Source organism: Nocardiopsis lambiniae (genome assembly GCF_031845465.1).
GTDB lineage: Bacteria > Actinomycetota > Actinomycetes > Streptosporangiales > Streptosporangiaceae > Nocardiopsis > Nocardiopsis lambiniae.
This window is the reverse complement of record NZ_JAVREP010000001.1, coordinates 495,848-512,724: the sequence shown is the minus strand read 5'-3', so window position 1 is coordinate 512,724 and position 16,877 is coordinate 495,848. Positions and strand designations below refer to the sequence as shown.

The 16,877-nt window shown below is 70.6% G+C and carries 13 protein-coding genes; 1 reads left to right on the top strand and 12 read right to left on the bottom strand.

Annotated features, from left to right (window positions below; translation table 11 throughout):
- The first annotated feature begins 1 nt into the window (after position 1).
- A complete protein-coding gene (locus RM479_RS02300) occupies positions 2-1,414 on the top strand; it encodes a hypothetical protein (protein ID WP_311510047.1) in 1,413 nt (470 codons plus the stop codon).
- A 74-nt stretch (positions 1,415-1,488) separates the two neighbouring features.
- Here RM479_RS02300 and RM479_RS02295 read toward each other — a convergent pair whose 3' ends face one another.
- The 12 genes from RM479_RS02295 to RM479_RS02240 form a co-directional block, all read right to left on the bottom strand.
- The gene (locus tag RM479_RS02295; protein ID WP_311510046.1) at positions 1,489-2,493 is read right to left on the bottom strand and encodes a polyprenyl synthetase family protein; all 1,005 of its coding nucleotides are present in this window, start codon (positions 2,491-2,493) and stop codon (positions 1,489-1,491) included.
- Positions 2,494-2,681: 188 nt separating this feature from the next.
- The gene (gene nuoN / locus RM479_RS02290; protein WP_311510420.1) at positions 2,682-4,313 is read right to left on the bottom strand and encodes an NADH-quinone oxidoreductase subunit NuoN; all 1,632 of its coding nucleotides are present in this window, start codon (positions 4,311-4,313) and stop codon (positions 2,682-2,684) included.
- 8 nt (positions 4,314-4,321) lie between these two features.
- The gene (locus RM479_RS02285) at positions 4,322-5,941 is read right to left on the bottom strand and encodes an NADH-quinone oxidoreductase subunit M (RefSeq protein WP_311510045.1); all 1,620 of its coding nucleotides are present in this window, start codon (positions 5,939-5,941) and stop codon (positions 4,322-4,324) included.
- Between the two features lie 3 nt (positions 5,942-5,944).
- Positions 5,945-7,888: an NADH-quinone oxidoreductase subunit L gene (gene nuoL / locus RM479_RS02280; RefSeq protein ID WP_311510419.1), complete on the bottom strand. Its 1,944-nt coding sequence runs from the start codon at positions 7,886-7,888 to the stop codon at positions 5,945-5,947.
- Positions 7,889-7,902: 14 nt separating this feature from the next.
- Positions 7,903-8,202 carry an NADH-quinone oxidoreductase subunit NuoK gene (nuoK, locus tag RM479_RS02275; protein WP_274810030.1) on the bottom strand — a complete coding sequence of 100 codons (300 nt, stop codon included), beginning with the start codon at positions 8,200-8,202 and terminating at the stop codon, positions 7,903-7,905.
- On the bottom strand, positions 8,190-9,146 hold the full coding sequence (locus tag RM479_RS02270; protein ID WP_311510044.1) for an NADH-quinone oxidoreductase subunit J: 957 nt from the start codon (positions 9,144-9,146) through the stop codon (positions 8,190-8,192). Before RM479_RS02270 ends, nuoK begins: the two co-directional genes overlap by 13 nt.
- Positions 9,143-9,694, bottom strand: a complete 552-nt coding sequence (gene nuoI, locus RM479_RS02265; RefSeq protein ID WP_311510043.1) for an NADH-quinone oxidoreductase subunit NuoI — start codon at positions 9,692-9,694, stop codon at positions 9,143-9,145. Before nuoI ends, RM479_RS02270 begins: the two co-directional genes overlap by 4 nt.
- On the bottom strand, positions 9,687-11,054 hold the full coding sequence (gene nuoH, locus RM479_RS02260; protein WP_311510042.1) for an NADH-quinone oxidoreductase subunit NuoH: 1,368 nt from the start codon (positions 11,052-11,054) through the stop codon (positions 9,687-9,689). The genes nuoI and nuoH overlap by 8 nt, the downstream gene beginning before the upstream one ends.
- Complete coding sequence (locus RM479_RS02255; RefSeq protein ID WP_311510041.1) at positions 11,051-13,510, bottom strand: NADH-quinone oxidoreductase subunit G; 2,460 nt, start codon at positions 13,508-13,510, stop codon at positions 11,051-11,053. The genes nuoH and RM479_RS02255 overlap by 4 nt, the downstream gene beginning before the upstream one ends.
- Complete coding sequence (gene nuoF / locus RM479_RS02250) at positions 13,507-14,826, bottom strand: NADH-quinone oxidoreductase subunit NuoF (protein WP_311510040.1); 1,320 nt, start codon at positions 14,824-14,826, stop codon at positions 13,507-13,509. Before nuoF ends, RM479_RS02255 begins: the two co-directional genes overlap by 4 nt.
- Positions 14,823-15,572: an NADH-quinone oxidoreductase subunit NuoE gene (gene nuoE / locus RM479_RS02245; RefSeq protein ID WP_397221101.1), complete on the bottom strand. Its 750-nt coding sequence runs from the start codon at positions 15,570-15,572 to the stop codon at positions 14,823-14,825. Before nuoE ends, nuoF begins: the two co-directional genes overlap by 4 nt.
- Positions 15,569-16,864 (bottom strand): NADH-quinone oxidoreductase subunit D, encoded by a 1,296-nt coding sequence (locus RM479_RS02240; protein ID WP_311510039.1) that lies wholly within the window; start codon positions 16,862-16,864, stop codon positions 15,569-15,571. Before RM479_RS02240 ends, nuoE begins: the two co-directional genes overlap by 4 nt.
- Between the last annotated feature and the right edge of the window lie 13 nt (positions 16,865-16,877).

The window sequence follows — 16,877 nt, the reverse complement described above, 5'->3', positions numbered from 1 at the left end:
CGTGATCCTCAGCGTCCTCGCATCCGTCGCGGTGCTGGCGGCCATCGTCGTCATCGTGGCAGCCCTGGTGTTCGCCGAGACCACCCTGGTGTACATCGCCCTGGGGTTGGCCGGCGTGAGCGCCCTCCTGCTGGTGGGGGCGATTCTCGCCCAGGGGAGGAAGGGAGCGGATCGAACGGACGGTTTGGGGAAGTCGTCCGTTCCCACGGCCTCGCACGTCACGCCGGAACACTCCGAGCGTGTGCCCGCACCGGCTCCCGAGCCGGTGCGGGAGGCCCCGGCCTGGAACACGATGGCGGAGGACTCCGGCCCGGGGGAACCGGAGTACGACCTTCCCCGTTGGCAGACGCCCACGGCCCGCGAATGGCCGGAACCGGACACGACGGCGTCCGCCCCCGCCCCCGCCCCGTTCCCCACCGCGGTCGAGTCCGACTCCCGCGTCGAGACCCCCGCGGAAACCGCGTCGCCCTCCTGGTTCTCCGGCCCCACCGCGGCCCCCGAACCGGTCGAGGTACCGCGAACCGCCGCGCACGACGACCGCGCGTCCGTCCCCGTCACCGACGAGCACAGCGCGGACCGGTCGCCCGAGCCACAGCAACCGCGAGAGCCCGAGGACGACCCCGCGCTCTCCGCCGCCGACCGCGGCATGCCGGCCTGGCTGGCCGAGGCCTACGACGACGATCCCGCCGAGTCCTTTGACACCCCCACCCCCGCCGGTGACGACGACCGGGACGACGCCGTCGCGGCAGCCGACCTCTACGAGAGGGACGAGCCCGCCGCGACCGTCACCGATGACGACCCTCCCGCGACCGTCGTCTCCTCCACCGACACGGACGAGGTCCGTCCGACCCGGGACGAGGACGCCTCCGAGACGACCGGGCCCGCCACGACCGACGACACCGCCCCCGAGGCGGCCGAGGACACCGACGGCGTCCCCACGGCGCCGCAGCCGGACGAGGCGGACGACCCGGACCCGGACGAGGAGCGGCGGGGCGAGGGCGGGGTCACCGCGGACGAGCCCACCGTGAGGATGGACGAGGACCCTTCGACCCCGGACGACCCGGACCCGGACGAGGAGCGGCGGGGCGAGGGCGGGGCCGCCGCGGACGAGCCCACCGTGAGGATGGACGAGGACCCTTCGACCCCGGACGACCCGGACCCGGACGAGGAGCGGACCGAGGAACGGACCGAGGCCACCCGGACCGAGGCCACCCGGACCGACGAAGAGGAGACGACCGACGACGGCGCCTCCACGACGGACGACGAGGAACCGCCGAAGGGGAAACGTTTCTCCTACAACATCCCGCAGCGGAAGGAGGACACCGAGGAGACCTCCGTGTTCTCCTACCGCACGCCCGCCGAGGACGACGAGGACCCCGACGCCACCGCCGCCTTCACCCGCGAACGCCCCTGACACCCCCCGTACGGGGAACACCGACGGGCGCCGCCCCCCCCGGGGGGGGGGGGCCCCGTCGACGGGTGTCCGGATCAGCCGGAGCGTTCCACCACGTAGTCGCACAGCGCCTCGAAGGCGTCGCGCGCCGGGCCCTCCGGCAGGGTGGCCAGCTCGGCGCGGGCCTTGTCGGACCAGCCGCGCAGGGTCTCCTCGGCCTCGGCCATCGCCGGGTGCGCGCGCAGCAGCGACAGGGCCTCCTCGGCCTCGGTGTCGTCCAGCGGGCGACCCAGCAGCGACTTGAGCCGCTCATCGGCCGGGTCGGTGGAGCGGAGCGCGTAGAACATCGGCAGGGTGAGCACGCCCTCGCGCAGGTCGGTGCCGGGGACCTTGCCGGACTCGCGGGTCTCGGCCGCCACGTCGATCAGGTCGTCGGCGAGCTGGAAGGCCATGCCGAGCGCGTCGGAGGCGCGGGTGAGCTTTCCCGTGGTCTCGGGGTCGACCTTGCCGAACATGCCGCCGAACTCGGCGGAGGACGCGATGAGCGAGGCCGTCTTGTCCCCGATGACCCGCAGGTAGTGGTCGAGCGGGTCGACGCCCTCGGGCGGGCCGGAGGTCTCCAGGATCTGTCCCTGGACCAGCCGGCCGAAGGTCTGCGCCTGGAGGCGCACCGCCTCGGGGCCCAGGTCGGCGAGGATCTCCGAGGCCTTGGCGAAGACGTAGTCACCGGTGAGGATCGCGATCGTGTTGCCCCAGCGCTGGTTGGCGCTGGGCCTGCCGCGTCGCAGTTCCGCCTCGTCCATGACGTCGTCGTGGTAGAGCGTCGCCACGTGGGTCAGCTCCACGACGGCGGCTGCGGGGACGAGGTCGGGCATGTCGGGGTCGCCGAAGTGCGCGGCCAACAGCACGAGCATCGCCCGGAACCGCTTGCCACCGGCCTCCAGCAGGTGGGAGGCTGCCTCGGTCAGCATCGGGTCGCTCGACCGCACCGACTCCCTCAGGAGGTCCTCGACCTTTTCGAGACCGTCCTGGACCTCCCGGGCGAGGGTCGATTCGACTCTCGGCAGAGCGAGAAACCCGCTCGGGACAGCACCGCTCACCGTAAAGCTCCACCTGTTGAACGGGCACGGCGGCGACCGTTCGGGGTCGCCGCGTGCTCAGCACATGAACATGATCCGACTTGCCACGGTATCCGACCCGGAATGATCAGCCAAAGCCACACCCGGATACGGCCCGGACCGCGGTGAAACAGCAGCTCACACGGCCCGGGCCGAAACTCTGACCGAGGTCAGCCGGTTTCGGTGGACGCCTGGTCCACCATGACCGAGACAGGGTCCTGCCCACTGTCCGGCGAGGGCAACAGGTGGTCGAGCACCGGCCCCGGGAACACCCCGAGTACCAGGGTGGCCGCCACACCGATGGCGATGACGCCTCCGGTGCCGACGCCGGCGCGCACGACGGTCGGCCCGTCGGCCTCCGGATCCCGGAAGAACATCACAACGATGATCCGCACGTAGAAGAACGCGGTGACGGCACTGCTGAGGACGCCGACGATGACCAGGGGGGTGGCCCCGGCGGCGACGGCGGCCTCGAACACCGCGAACTTGCCGATGAACCCGCTGGTGAGCGGGATGCCCGCGAACGCCAGCAGGAACAGGGCCAGCGCTCCCGCCAGGATCGGGTTCCTGCGCCCCAGACCGGCCCACCGGTCCAGGTCGCCCAGCTCCTGCCCGCCGTCGGCGGTGCGCACCAGGGTGACGACGGCGAACGCGCCCAGGGTGGTGAACCCGTAGGCGGCCAGGTAGAACATCGCCCCGGCCAGACCGTCGGTGCTGCCGGCCACGACCGCGGTGAGGATGAACCCGGCGTGCACCACCGAGGAGTAGGCGAGCAGCCGTTTGACGTCGCGCTGGCCCACCGCGATGATCGCGGCGACCACCATGGTGAGGACCGACACGATCCACAGCATCGGCTCCCAGTCACCGATGGACCCGCCGAAGGGCACGAAGAACACCCGCAGCAGGGCGCCGAACGCGGCGACCAGCGTGCAGGAGGCCATGAGCGCGGTGATGGGGGTGGGCGCCCCCTGGTACACGTCCGGCTTCCAGTTGTGGAACGGGACCGCGCCGACCTTGAAGAGCAGGCCGACGGCGACCAGCCCGATCCCCATGAGCAGCAGCGGCTCGCCGTTGCCGTCCTGGAAGATCGCCGCCCCGCCGTTCTCCACGGCCACGCGCACCTCGCCGAAGTTCACCGACCCGGCGTAGCCGTACACCATGGCGGCGCCGAACAGGAAGAACGCCGAGGAGAAGGCGCCGAGCAGGAAGTACTTGACGGCGGCCTCCTGCGAGAACAGGCGGCGCCGGCGGGCCAGCCCGCACAGCAGGTACAGCGGCAGGCTCATCACCTCAAGGGCGATGAACATGGTGAGGAAGTCGTTCGAGGCGGGGAACATCAGCATGCCCAGCACCGCGAACAGCACCAGCGGGTAGACCTCGGTGTGCTGCGAGCCGGCCAGGATGTGCGCCCGCTCCTCCTCGCTGCCCGGCACGGCGGCGGCCTGGGCGGCGAACGCGTCCCGGCCGTCGCGACGCTCGGCGATGAGCAGCAGGCTCACCAGCGCCAGCACCGTGATGGTGCCCTGGAAGAACAGGACGGTCCGGTCGATGGCCAGCGCCCCGACGCCCACGGTGACACCGGCCTGGCCCTCGGGCAGCGACCCGACCTGGAGGACGATGAGCACGAACGTGGTGAGCAGTGCCAGCGCCGACAATCCGAGCTGGATCGGTCGGCGCCGCGCCGCGGGCACGAACGCCTCGAAGAGGACGGCCAGCATCGCGGCGCCGAACAGGGTGAGCAGCGGTGCCAGCAGCCACCAGTCGAGGACTGGTGCCTCCTCGGTGATGACGGGGAGGTCCATGTGGGGGATCACTCCGCGCCTCCTTCCTCGGCGGAGTCGACCGTGGTGACCACCACGGTGCGCTCCGCGGCCGGTTCGATCGCGTCGAGCAGCGGCTGCGGGTACAGCCCGAACACGATGATGAGCGCGAGCAGCGGGCCGACGACCCAGCTCTCACGCGCGGACAGGTCCGTGAACCCGGACACGCTCTCGGCGGTGGGCCCGGTCATGGTGCGCTGGTACATCCACAGGATGTAGAGCGCGGCGAGCACCACACCGATGACGGCGATCACGGCGGGCACGGGGTTGAACGCGTACACGCCGACGAACACCAGGAACTCGCTGATGAACGGTGCCAGCCCGGGCAGGGCCAGCCCGGCCAGGCCGGTGACCAGGAAGACCCCGGCGAGTTTGGGCGCCACGTTCCGCACCCCGCTGAAGTCCTCGATGCGCGAGGAGCCGCGGCGGGCGATGAGCAGGCCCACCACCAGGAACAGGGCGCCGGTGGCGAACCCGTGGTTGACCATGTACAGCGCGGCCCCGGTCTGGGACTGCGGGGTCAGCGCGAAGATCCCCAGGGTGATGAACCCGAAGTGGGAGATCGACGTGTAGGCGACCAGGCGCATCATGTCGCTCTGCCCGATCGCGAGGACCGCCCCGTAGACGATGCTCACCAGGCTGAGGGCGACCACCGGCCACACGAACACCTCGACGGCGTCGGGGAACAGCTCCATGCAGTAGCGCAGCATGCCGTAGGTGCCGACCTTGTCGAGCACGCCCACCAGCAGGACGGCGGTGCCGGGGCGGGAGGCCCCGGCGGCCTGCGGCAGCCAGGTGTGCACGGGCCACATCGGCGCCTTGATCGCGAAGGCGATGAAGAAGCCGAGGAACAGCCACCGGGCGGTGGACGGGTCGAGGGCGGCCAGCGCCCCGTTCGCCCCCACCAGGTCGGCCCACAGGAAGGTGCCGCCGTGGACGAACACCCCGATGACGGCGACCAGCATGATCAGTCCGCCGGCCAGGCTGTACAACAGGAACTTGACGGCGGCCTTCGCCCGGTCGTCGCCGCGGCCGTAGCGCCCGATCATGAAGTAGACCGGGATGAGCATGGCCTCGAAGAACACGTAGAAGAGGAAGACGTCGGTGGCCGCGAAGACCCCGATCATCATGGCCTCCAGGGCCAGGATGAGCGCGAAGTAGCCGCGCCCGCCGTCCTCCCGGTCGTCGTGTTCCCTCCAGGCCGCCAGGACGACCAGCGGCACCAGGATCGCCGACATGAGGATCAGGGTGAGGGCGATGCCGTCAACCCCGACCGCGTAGTGGACCCCGAACCGGGGGATCCACGGGTACTCCTCGACGAACTGGAGGGATCCCGCGTTCGACAGGTCGAACCGCAGGGTCATGCCGACGAGCACGAGCAGGGTGGCCAGGGAGAAGCCGAGCGTGATCCGCTTGACGTTCTCCGCGGAGGCCGCGCCGCCGACCGCGGTGGGGGCGCGGACCGCCGTGGCGGTGCCGCCACCCCCTTCGGCCGTGGCGGCGACGGAGGCGGCCCGCTCGCCGACGGGGGTCTTGACGCGCGGTAGCGCCCAGATGAGCACTGCGCCGATCGCGGGCAACGCGATCGCGATGGTGAGCCAGGGGATCATTGTCTACAACCTCACAACCAGCGTCGCGGCGACGATGACGGCGCCGAAGAGCATGGTGAGCGCGTACGACCGGGCGAACCCGGTCTGTGCCCGCCCGAGCCCGCGCGAGGAGTCGCGCACGCTCGTGCCGAGCCCGTTGACGAACCCGTCGATGACCTTGTCCTCGATGACGACGAGCGCCTTGGTGAGGACCTGTCCGGGCCGCATGAACAGCCCCTCGTTGATCTCGTTGCCGTACAGTTCGCGGCTCGCCGCGACGGTGACGACGTTCCCCTTGGGGGCGGTGCGCTCGACCGGGCGGCGCAGGTACATCGCCCAGGCGACGACCACGCCGACCACCAGCACCCCCAGGGCCGCCAGACCGTAGGGCGCGGTGAAGGCGTGCGCCAGGTCGAAGTGGTGGGGGTCGGCGCCGATGGTGGGCGCCAGGAAGTTCGCGAACCGGTCACCGAACACCAGGAAGGCGCCGAGCGCGACGGAACCGACGGCCAGCACCACCATGGGAGCGGTCATGCTCACCGGGGACTCGTGCGGGTGCACGCCCTCGTCCCACCGCTTCTTCCCGAGGAAGGTCAGGAAGAACATGCGGGACATGTAGAAGGCGGTGAGCCCGGCGCCGAGGATGACCGCCGACCCCAGGATCATGCCCTGGGTGCCGCCGATGCCGAAGGCCTCGGTGATGATGCTCTCCTTGGTCCACCAGCCGGACAGCAGCGGAACGCCGATGATGGCGAGGTAGCCGAGCCCGAACGTGGCGAACGTGATCGGCATGACCCTGGCCAGACCGCCGTAGCGGCGCATGTCCACGTCGTCGTTCATGGCGTGCATGACCGAACCGGCGCCCAGGAACAGCCCGGCCTTGAAGAAGCCGTGCGTGACGAGGTGGGCGATGGCGGCGACGTAGCCGACGGGTCCGAGCCCGGCGGCCAGCACCATCATGCCGATCTGGCTCATGGTCGAACCGGCCAGGGACTTCTTGATGTCGTCCTTGGCGGAGGCGATGATCCCGCCGGTGATCATCGTGGCGGCCCCGACGACCGCGACGGTGGTCTGCGCGACGGGCGCGCCCTCGAAGATCGGTCCGGCGCGGACGATGAGGTAGACGCCCGCGGTGACCATGGTCGCCGCGTGGATGAGCGCCGACACGGGGGTCGGGCCCTCCATGGCGTCCAGGAGCCAGGCCTGGAGGGGCAGCTGCGCGGACTTGCCGCAGGCACCGAGCAGCAGGCACAGGCCGATGGCGACCAGCACCCCGTTCCCGGCGCCGGGGACGGCGGCGAAGACCTCGCTGAAGCTCACCGCTCCCAGGGCGGTGAACATGATCATGATCGCCACGAGCAGGCCCATGTCGCCCACGCGGTTGATGATGAACGCCTTCTTGGCCGCGGTGGCCGCCGACGGCTTGTGCTGCCAGAACCCGATGAGGAGGTAGGACGCCAGGCCCACGCCCTCCCAGCCCAGGAACAGCAGGGCGAAGTTGTCGGCCAGGACCAGCACCAGCATGGCCGCGACGAACAGGTTGAGGTAGGCGAAGAAGAGCCGACGACCCGGGTCGTGGGCCATGTAGCCGATCGAGTAGACGTGGATCAACGATCCGACGAAGGTGATCAGCAGGACGAAGGTGATCGACAGGGGGTCGACCAGCAGGTCCGCCCCGACGTTGAACGCGCCGACCGAGAACCACTCGTAGACGGGGACCGCGACGCTGCGCGCGCCCTCTGCCCGGCCCAGGAGGTCGAACAGGATGAGGATCGCCCAGACGAAGGAGCCCACCGGCAGCGCCGTGGCGAGCAGGTGCCCCCAGGAGTCGGTCCGTTTGCCGCCCAGCAGCAGGATCGCCGCACCGACCAACGGCAGGGCGATGAGCAACCAGGCGTTCGACAGCACCGCGCCGTCCGCGGCGACCGCCGTCACGGTCTCGGCGGCGAGGTGAGTGTGATGTTGCACTGCCACGTCGCCTTCTAGTGCTTGAGCAGGTTGGCGTCATCGAGCGACGCCGACCTGCGGGTTCGGAAGATCTGCATGATGATCGCGAGGCCCACGACCACCTCGGCGGCGGCGACGACCATCACGAAGAAGGCGATGACCTGCCCCTCGATGTCCCCGTGCATGCGGGCGAACGCGACGAACGCCAGATTGCAGGCGTTGAGCATGAGTTCGACGCACATGAAGACGATGATCGCGTTGCGTCGGATGAGCACGCCGATCGCGCCGATGGTGAACAGCAGTGCCGCGAGGACGATGTAGTTCATCGGGTCCACGAGGACTCCACCTCCTGACCGTCGCCGTTCTCCTGCTCGACCGTCGCGGTCTCGTCCGCCTCGTGCGGGTGGTCCCCGATCCCGGTCGGGGGCTCGCCCTCCTTGGAGTGGGCCGAGTCCGACGCCCCACCGGGGAGCGGCGGGCGACCGGCCCGGATGTCGGCGGGCACCCCCGACTGGTATTCGGGGTCGCGGGCGGTGAGCACCGGGTTGAGGGAGAGCCGGGAGACCGTCCCGTCCGGCAGCAGCGCCGGCATGTCGATCGCGTTGTGCCGGGCGTAGGTGCCGGGCCCGGGCAGCGGAGTGGGGTGATCGCCGCGGATGCGGTCCTCGGAGATCTCCCGCTGGGTGCGCCGCTTCTTGGTGCGGGCGGTGTGCGCCAGGACCATGGCGCCCAGGACCGCGGTGACCAGCAGCGCGGCGGTCGCCTCGAAGGCGACGACGTAGCGCAGCAGGAGTTCGCCGGCGATCCAGGGGATGCTGCCGCCCGCGGCGGCGACCCCGGCGGCCAGGCCGACCGGGTCGCCCACCGAGATGCGGGTGATCCCCGTGGCCAGCGCGCCGACGAAGGCGAGCGCGACGAGCGCGGTGAGGATCCGCTGTCCGCTGAGCGTCTCCACCAACGAGTCGGCGGAGCTGACGCCGACGAGCATCAGCACGAACAGGAACAGCATGAGGACCGCGCCGGTGTAGACGACGATCTGCACGACCATGAGGAAGGGCGCGGCGTTGATCCCGTAGAAGATCGCCAGGCCCACCATGGTCAGCGCCATGGACATGGCCGAGTGGACGGCCTTGCGGGAGAACACGACGCCCAGGGCGCCGAGGACGACCACGGTTCCCAGGATCCAGAACGCGGAGGCCTCGCCGCCGCCGATGGGGGCGGCGAGGTGGAGCCCGTGCGGCTGGGTGTACGGCGAGGCGAGGACGAGGGAGGAGGTCATCGGACCGCCTCCGTGTCCTCGTGTTGGCCGTCCTGGGAGCCGTGCTGCCCGCGACCGGTGGCGTAGTAGTCGAGGTCGCTGTCGCCCAGGCGCATGGGGTGCGGCGGCGCCTCCATGCCCTCCTTGAGGGGGGCGAGCAACTGCTCCTTGGTCCAGATCAGGCTCTGCCTGTTGTCGTCGGCGAGTTCGTACTCGTTGGTCATGGTGAGGGCGCGTGTCGGGCACGCCTCCACGCACAGTCCGCACAGGATGCAGCGCAGGTAGTTGATCTGGTAGATCCGCCCGTAGCGTTCGCCGGGCGAGTAGCGGTCGTCGTCGGTGTTGTCACCGGCTTCGACGTAGATGGCGTCGGCGGGACAGGCCCAGGCGCACAGTTCGCACCCGATGCACTTCTCCAGCCCGTCGGCCCACCTGTTCAGCTGGTGTCGTCCGTGGAAGCGCGGCGCCGTGGGGCGCTTGACCTCCGGGTACTCGACGGTCGGCACCTTCTTGAACATGGTGTGGAAGGTGACGCCGAAACCCTTGACGGGATTGAGCCAATCAAGCACCGGTGACCTCCCCCTTCTGCTTGACGCGTTGGGTCGCGGCGGCCGAGGCCGTCCGCGGCGGTTCGGCGAGCACACTGCTGCCGTAGTGCGGTGCGGTGCTCGGTGGCACGGGGAACCCGCCGAAGGCGGCGTCCTCCCGGGCCCGGCGTGCGTTCTCGGCGCGCTGTTCGGCCTCTTCGGCGCGCTCGCGGCGCACGTACCGGAGCCAGGCGTAGAACGCGGCGAGGGTGGCGAGGGTGAAGGCGGCGACGACCGCGCCGATGACGATCGGGGAGGCGCCGTCCAGGATGAGCATCCGCACGACGGCGACGGCGGTGATCCACACCAGCTGGATCGGGATGAGGACCTTCCAGCCGAGCGCCATGAGCTGGTCGTAGCGGACCCGGGGCAGGCTGCCGCGCGCCCAGATGAACAGGAACATGACGCCGACGAACTTGAGCAGCCACCACAGGGCGGGCCACCAGCCCTCGTTGGCTCCGGGGAAGGCGGTGCCGATCCCGAACGGGGCGTACCAGCCGCCGAGGAAGAGCGTGACGGACACGGCGGCGACCGTGCACATGTTCACGTACTCGGCGAGGAAGAACATCGTGAACTTCATGGACCCGTACTCGGTCATGAAGCCGCCGACGATCTCGCCCTCGCCCTCGGCGAGGTCGAACGGGAGCCGGTTGGTCTCGCCGACCATCGTCACCAGGTAGATGAGGAACGACGGCAGGAGCAGCACGGCGAACCACATTCCGCGCTGGGCCTCGACGATCCCGGAGGTGGTGAGCGTGCCCGCCATGATGAAGACCGCGACGAACGACAGGCCCATGGCGATCTCGTAGCTGATCACCTGGGCGGACGCGCGCAGACCTCCGAGCAGGGCGTAGGGCGACTGGGACGCCCATCCGCCGAGCACGAACCCGTACACCCCGAGCGCGGCGGTGGCCAGGACCACCAGGGCCGCGATGGGCAGGTCGGTGAGCTGGAGCGGGGTGACGACCCCGAACATGGTCACCTCGGGCCCGATCGGGATGACCGAGAACGCGATGAAAGCGGGGACCGCGGCGATGATCGGCGCGGCGATGTAGACGAGCCGGTCGACACCGCGCGGGATCAGGTCCTCCTTGAGGGAGAGCTTGATGCCGTCGAACAGGGACTGGAGCAGACCCCAGGGGCCCATCCGGTTGGGTCCGTGCCGTTGCTGCATCCGGCCCATGACCTTGCGGTCGGCCATGATCATCATGAGGACGCAGACCATCAGGAAGACGAAGATGGCCAGCGCCTTGATGGTGGTGATCCACCACGGGTCGTTGCCGAAGGCGCTGAGCGTCTCCTCCGACGCCAGGTGCGCCACGCTGGTGGCGACGGGGGTCACTGTTGCCTCCCGGCGGTGGTCGGCGCCGACAGCAGGACGGTCTCGCCCGAGCCGCTGCCCAGGTCGCGGCGGATGTCGCAACCCCGGGCGTTGGCCGGGAGCCAGACGACCCGGTCGGCGATGTCGGTGACGACCACGGGAACGGTGACCGAGCCCCGGGTGCCGGTGACGCGGAGCGAACCGCCGTCGGGCACCCCGATCTCGTCGGCCGTGGCCTTGGACAGGTAGGCGCGGGCGGGACGGGCCGTCCCGGCCAGGAACGGCTCGCCGTCCTCCATCCGGCCGGTGCCCAGGAGCTGGCGCCAGGTGGACAGCAGGGCCTCGCCGGAGCGCGGTCGCGGGACCTCGACGGGACGGACGGCCGGACCGGCGGCCCGCTCCCCCGCCCACAGGCCGAGTTCCAGCAGCTCGCGGTAGGCGGTGGCGGAGTCGGGCAGGCCCAGGTGGACGTCCATCCCGTCGGCGATGGCAGCCAGGACCCGCAGGTCGGACAGTGCGCCGGGGACCTTGAGCGCGTCACCGAAGGGCCGGTGGCGGCCCTCCCAGTTGACGAAGGTGCCGGACTTCTCGGCGACGGCGGCGACGGGGAAGACCACGTCGGCGCGGTCGGTGATCTCACCGGCGCGCAGTTCGAGGCTGACGATGAACGGCACCCGGGCCAGGGCCGCGCGGGCGGCCTCGGGGTCGGGCAGGTCGTCGAGCTCGACGCCCGCGATGACCAGTGCGTCGAGTTCGCCGCGGGCGGCGGCCTCGATGATGGCCCGGGTGTCGCGACCGGGGGTCTCCGGCAGGGAGCCGACGTTCCAGGCGCGGGCGACCTCGGCGCGGGCCGAGGCGTCGGTGACGGGTCGGCCGCCGGGCAGCAGCCCGGGCAGCGCGCCGGCGTCGATGGCGCCGCGTTCGCCGGCCCGACGCGGGATCCACGCCAGGCGGGCGCCGGTGCGGTCGGCCAGCGCGGCGGCGGCGGTCAGCGCGCCGGGGACGGCGGCGAGCCGTTCGCCGACGACGATGATCGCGCCCTCCGCGCCCAGGGCCTCGACGGCCTCGGGCGCGGTGTCCTCCAGGGCGTTGAGGACACGCGCCTCGTCACCGGGGAGGGCGCCGATGAGGGTGCCGCCGGCCTTGGTGAGGCCGAGACTGGCGTGGGTGGCCACCGAGTAGAGCCGCAGGCCCCGCTTGCGGTGGCCCTTGCGCAGGCGCAGGAACGTGGAGGGCGACTCGTCCTCGGGTTCGAACCCGGCCAGGAGAACGGCGGGTGCCTTCTCCAGCGCGGTGAAGTCCACGTCGACGGGGGTACCGGCGACGCGGGCGGCGAGGAAGTCGGCCTCCTCCCGGGAGTGGACCCGGGCCCGCATGTCCACGTCGTTGGTGCCCAGGGCGACCCGCGCGAACTTGGCGTAGGCGTAGGCGTCCTCGTAGGTGAGACGCCCGCCGACCAGGACGCCGACCCGGCCCCTGGCGGCGGCCAACCGCTCCCCGGCGACGGAGACGGCCTCGGGCCAGGAGGCGAACTCCAGGGCCCGGGACTCGTCGTCGCGGATGAGCGGGCGGGCGAGCCGGTCGCTCCGGGTGGCGTAGGTGAACGCCCACCGGCCCTTGTCGCAGTTCCACTCCTCGTTGACCTGCGGGTCGTCGCCGGCCAGGCGGCGGGTGACCTTGCCGCGCCGGTGGTCGGTGCGCTGGGCGCAGCCGCCGGCGCAGTGTTCGCAGACGCTGGGGGTGGAGACCAGGTCGAAGGGGCGCGCCCGGAACCGGTAGGCCGACCCGGTGAGGGCGCCCACCGGGCAGATCTGCACGGTGTTGCCGGAGAAGTAGGAGTTGAACGGCTCACCGTCGGCGATGCCGACCTGTTCCTTGGCGCCGCGCTCCATCAGTTCGATGAGCGGGTCCCCGGCGATCTGCGCGGCGAACCGGGTGCAGCGGGCGCACTGGATGCAGCGCTCCCGGTCGAGCAGTACCTGGCTGGACAGCGGGATCGGCTTGGGGAAGGTCCGCTTGACGTCCACGAACCGGCTCTCGCCCCGGCCCGTGGACATGGCCTGGTTCTGGAGGGGGCACTCGCCGCCCTTGTCGCAGACCGGGCAGTCCAGCGGGTGGTTGATGAGCAGGAACTCCATGATGCCGCGCTGGGCCTTCTCCGCCACCGGGGAGGTGAGGTGGGTGTTGACCACCATCCCCTCCATCACGGTGATGGTGCAGGAGGCCTGCGGTTTGGGCATGCCCCGCCCGTTGCCCATGTCGGGGATCTCCACCAGGCACTGGCGGCAGGCCCCGACCGGGTCGAGGAGCGGGTGGTCGCAGAAGCGCGGGATCTGGATGCCGAGGAGTTCGGCGGCGCGGATGAGCAGGGTGCCCTTGGGCACCTGGATCCGGAAACCGTCGATGGTGACGGTGATCAGGTCCTCTGGGGGCGGTGCGGGGGCCGCTCCGCCCGGGCTGTTGGAGGTGACGGTCACTGGTTCCCTCCCGTCGTGGTCGTGCGGTCCGCCCACAGGGTGGACCTGGCGTGGTCGAAGGGGCAGCCGCCCTTCTCCACGTGGTCGATGTACTCCTGGCGGAAGTGCTTGATCGACGACATGACGGGGCTGGTCGCGCCGTCGCCGAGGGCGCAGAACGACCGACCGAGGAGGTTGTCGCAGATGTCCAGGAGTTTGTCGAGGTCGGCCTCGGTGCCCTCGCCGCGCTCCAGGCGGTCCAGCACCTGGACCATCCAGAAGTTGCCCTCGCGGCAGGGCGTGCACTTGCCGCAGGACTCGTGGGCGTAGAAGGCGATCCATCGGCCGACCGCGCGGACCACACAGGTGGTCTCGTCGAAGATCTGGAGGGCGCGGGTGCCGAGCATGGATCCGGCGGCGCCCACCGACTCGAAGTCGAGCGGGGTGTCCAGGTGCTCCTCGGTGAAGATCGGTGTGGAGGAGCCGCCGGGCGTCCAGAACTTGAGTCGGTGTCCGGCGCGGATGCCGCCGGCCATGTCGAGGAGTTCGCGCAGCGTGATGCCGAGCGGCGCCTCGTACTGGCCGGGTGTGGTCACGTGGCCGGACAGCGAGAAGAAGCCGAATCCGGCGGACTTCTCGGTGCCCATCGAGGTGAACCACTCGGCGCCGCCCAGGATGATGCCGGGGACGCTGGCGATGGACTCGACGTTGTTCACCACGGTCGGCGACGCGTACAGGCCGGCGACGGCGGGGAACGGCGGCTTGAGCCGGGGCTGACCCCGGTAGCCCTCCAGGGAGTCCAGGAGGGCGGTCTCCTCACCGCAGATGTAGGCGCCCGCCCCGGCGTGGACGACGACGTCGAGGTCGAAGCCGGTGCCGAGGATGTCCTTGCCGAGCAGGCCGGCGGCGTAGGCGTCGGCGACGGCCTTGCGCAGGCGGCGGATGACGTGGACGACCTCACCGCGCACGTAGATGAACGCCTGGCTCGACTTGATCGCGTAGGAGGCGATCGCCACACCCTCGACGAGCGAGTGCGGGTTGGCGAGCATCAGCGGGATGTCCTTGCAGGTCCCGGGCTCGGACTCGTCGGCGTTGACGACGAGGTAGCGGGGCTTGGGGTTGTCGGCGGGCAGGAACCCCCACTTCATGCCGGTGGGGAAGCCGGCGCCGCCGCGCCCGCGCAGTCCGGACTGCTTCACCAGGTCGACGATGGCCTCGGGCTCCATGGCCAGGGCCTTGCGCAGGGCCCGGTAACCGCCGTCGGCGCGGTACCCCTCCAGGGTGAAGGAGTCGGGACGGTCCCAGTTGTCGGACAGGACCGGGGTCAGGGTGGTCACTTGGTCTCCTCCTCACCCTGGGCGGGACGGGAAGGGTTCGCCGGGTCGGGAGCGGTCCAGCCGCGTTCCCGGGCGATGGTCAGACCGGCGAGCGATGGGCCCGCGGCCTGTACACCCTCTCCGGCACGGCCGTCGTCGAACCCGGCGAGCACCCGGGACGCCTGCTTCCAGGTGCACAGGCTCGCGGGGCCCCGGGTCGGCGCGACGTCGTTCCCCAGCCGCAGGTCGTCGACCAGCCTCGTGGCCGAGTCGGGGGTCTGGTTGTCGAAGAACTCCCAGTTGACCATCACGACGGGGGCGAAGTCGCAGGCCGCGTTGCACTCGACGTGCTCCAGCGTGACCTTGCCGTCCTCGGTGGTCTCGTTGTTCCCCACGCCCAGGTGCTCCTTGAGGGCGGCGAAGATCTCGTCCCCGCCCATCACCGCGCACAGGGTGTTGGTGCACACCCCCACCTGGTAGTCGCCGCCGGGGCGGCGACGGTACATGGTGTAGAAGGTGGCGACCGCGTTCACCTCGGCGAGGGTGATGCCCAGCTGTTCGGCGCAGAAGTGCATCCCGGCCCGGCTGACGTGACCCTCCTCCGACTGCACCAGGTGCAGCAGCGGAAGGAGTGCCGACCTCGGCTTGGGGTAGCGGCCGATGATCTCCTTGGCGTCCTGTTCCAGGCGCGCGATGACCTCGGCGGGGAACGCGTCGGTCCCCTCCGGCACCGTCGGCACCCCGTGGTCGTGCTCGTGTCCGCTCACCGGTCCACGCCTCCCATCACCGGGTCGATACTGGCCACGGCCGCGATCACGTCCGCCACCGTCCCGCCCTCGCACATGGCGGCGACGGCCTGGAGGTGGGTGAAGGAGGGATCACGGAAGTGCACGCGGTAGGGGCGGGTGCCCCCGTCGCTGACCGCGTAGCACCCGAGTTCGCCCTTGGCGCTCTCGACGGCCGCGTAGGTCTGGCCGACCGGGACCCGGAAGCCCTCGGTGACCAGCTTGAAGTGGTGGATGAGCGCTTCCATGGAGCTGCTCATGATGTGCGCGATGTGGTCGGGCGAGTTGCCCATACCGTCCGGGCCCAGGGCCAGCTTGGCGGGCCAGCCGATCTTGGCGTCCTCGATCATCACGGGGCCCGGGGACAGCTTGTCCAGGCACTGCTCGACGATCTTGAGGCTCTCCTCCATCTCGGCGATGCGCACCCGGTAGCGGGCGTAGACGTCGCCGCCGTCGGAGACCGGGACGTCGAACTCGTAGCCCTCGTAACCGCAGTACGGCTTGGCCTTGCGCAGGTCGTAGGCCAACCCCGAGGCGCGCAGCAGCGGGCCGGTGACACCCAGGGCCATGCAGCCGGGCAGGTTGAGGTAGGCGACGTCCTTGGTCCGGGCCAGGTAGACCGGGTTCTCGTCGAGGAGCTTGCGCATGATCCCGATGCGCTCGGGCATCTCCTTGAGGAGTTCGCGGACCTTGCCGACCGCGCCGGGCGGCAGGTCCTGGGCGACCCCTCCGGGCCGGATGTAGGCGTGGTTCATCCGCAGGCCGGTGACGAGCTCGAAGACGTCCAGGATCATCTCGCGCTCACGGAACCCGTTGGTCATGACGGTGGTGGCGCCCAGCTCCATGCCGAACGTCGCCATCGCCACGAAGTGCGAGGCCATCCGGTTGAGCTCCATCATCATCACGCGGATGACGTTGGCCCGGTCCGGGATCCGGTCCTCGATGCCCAGGAGCTTCTCGACCGCCAGGCAGTACACCGTCTCGTTGAAGAGCGGCGTCAGGTAGTCCATGCGGGTGACGAACGTGGTGCCCTGCGTCCACGTCCGGAACTCCATGTTCTTCTCGATGCCGGTGTGCAGGTAGCCGATCGCGACACGGGCCTCGGTGCAGGTCTCCCCGTCGAGGGTGAGGACGAGGCGGAGCACGCCGTGGGTGGACGGGTGCTGGGGCCCCATGTTGACGACGAGACGTTCGGCGCTCGTGGCCTGCGCCTTCTCGATGACCTCGTCCCAGTCGCCGCCGGAGGCGTCGATGTAGTCCTCGGTGACGGTCATGCCGTGCCTCCCT

What these genes read in the sequence shown, in the direction of transcription:
- nuoN (WP_311510420.1), bottom strand. Translation starts at nt 4,313, where the DNA reads ATGGACCTCCCCGTCATCACCGAGGAGGCACCAGTCCTCGACTGGTGG.
- RM479_RS02285 (WP_311510045.1), bottom strand. Translation starts at nt 5,941, where the DNA reads ATGATCCCCTGGCTCACCATCGCGATCGCGTTGCCCGCGATCGGCGCA.
- RM479_RS02270 (WP_311510044.1), bottom strand. Translation starts at nt 9,146, where the DNA reads ATGACCTCCTCCCTCGTCCTCGCCTCGCCGTACACCCAGCCGCACGGG.
- RM479_RS02240 (WP_311510039.1), bottom strand. Translation starts at nt 16,864, where the DNA reads ATGACCGTCACCGAGGACTACATCGACGCCTCCGGCGGCGACTGGGAC.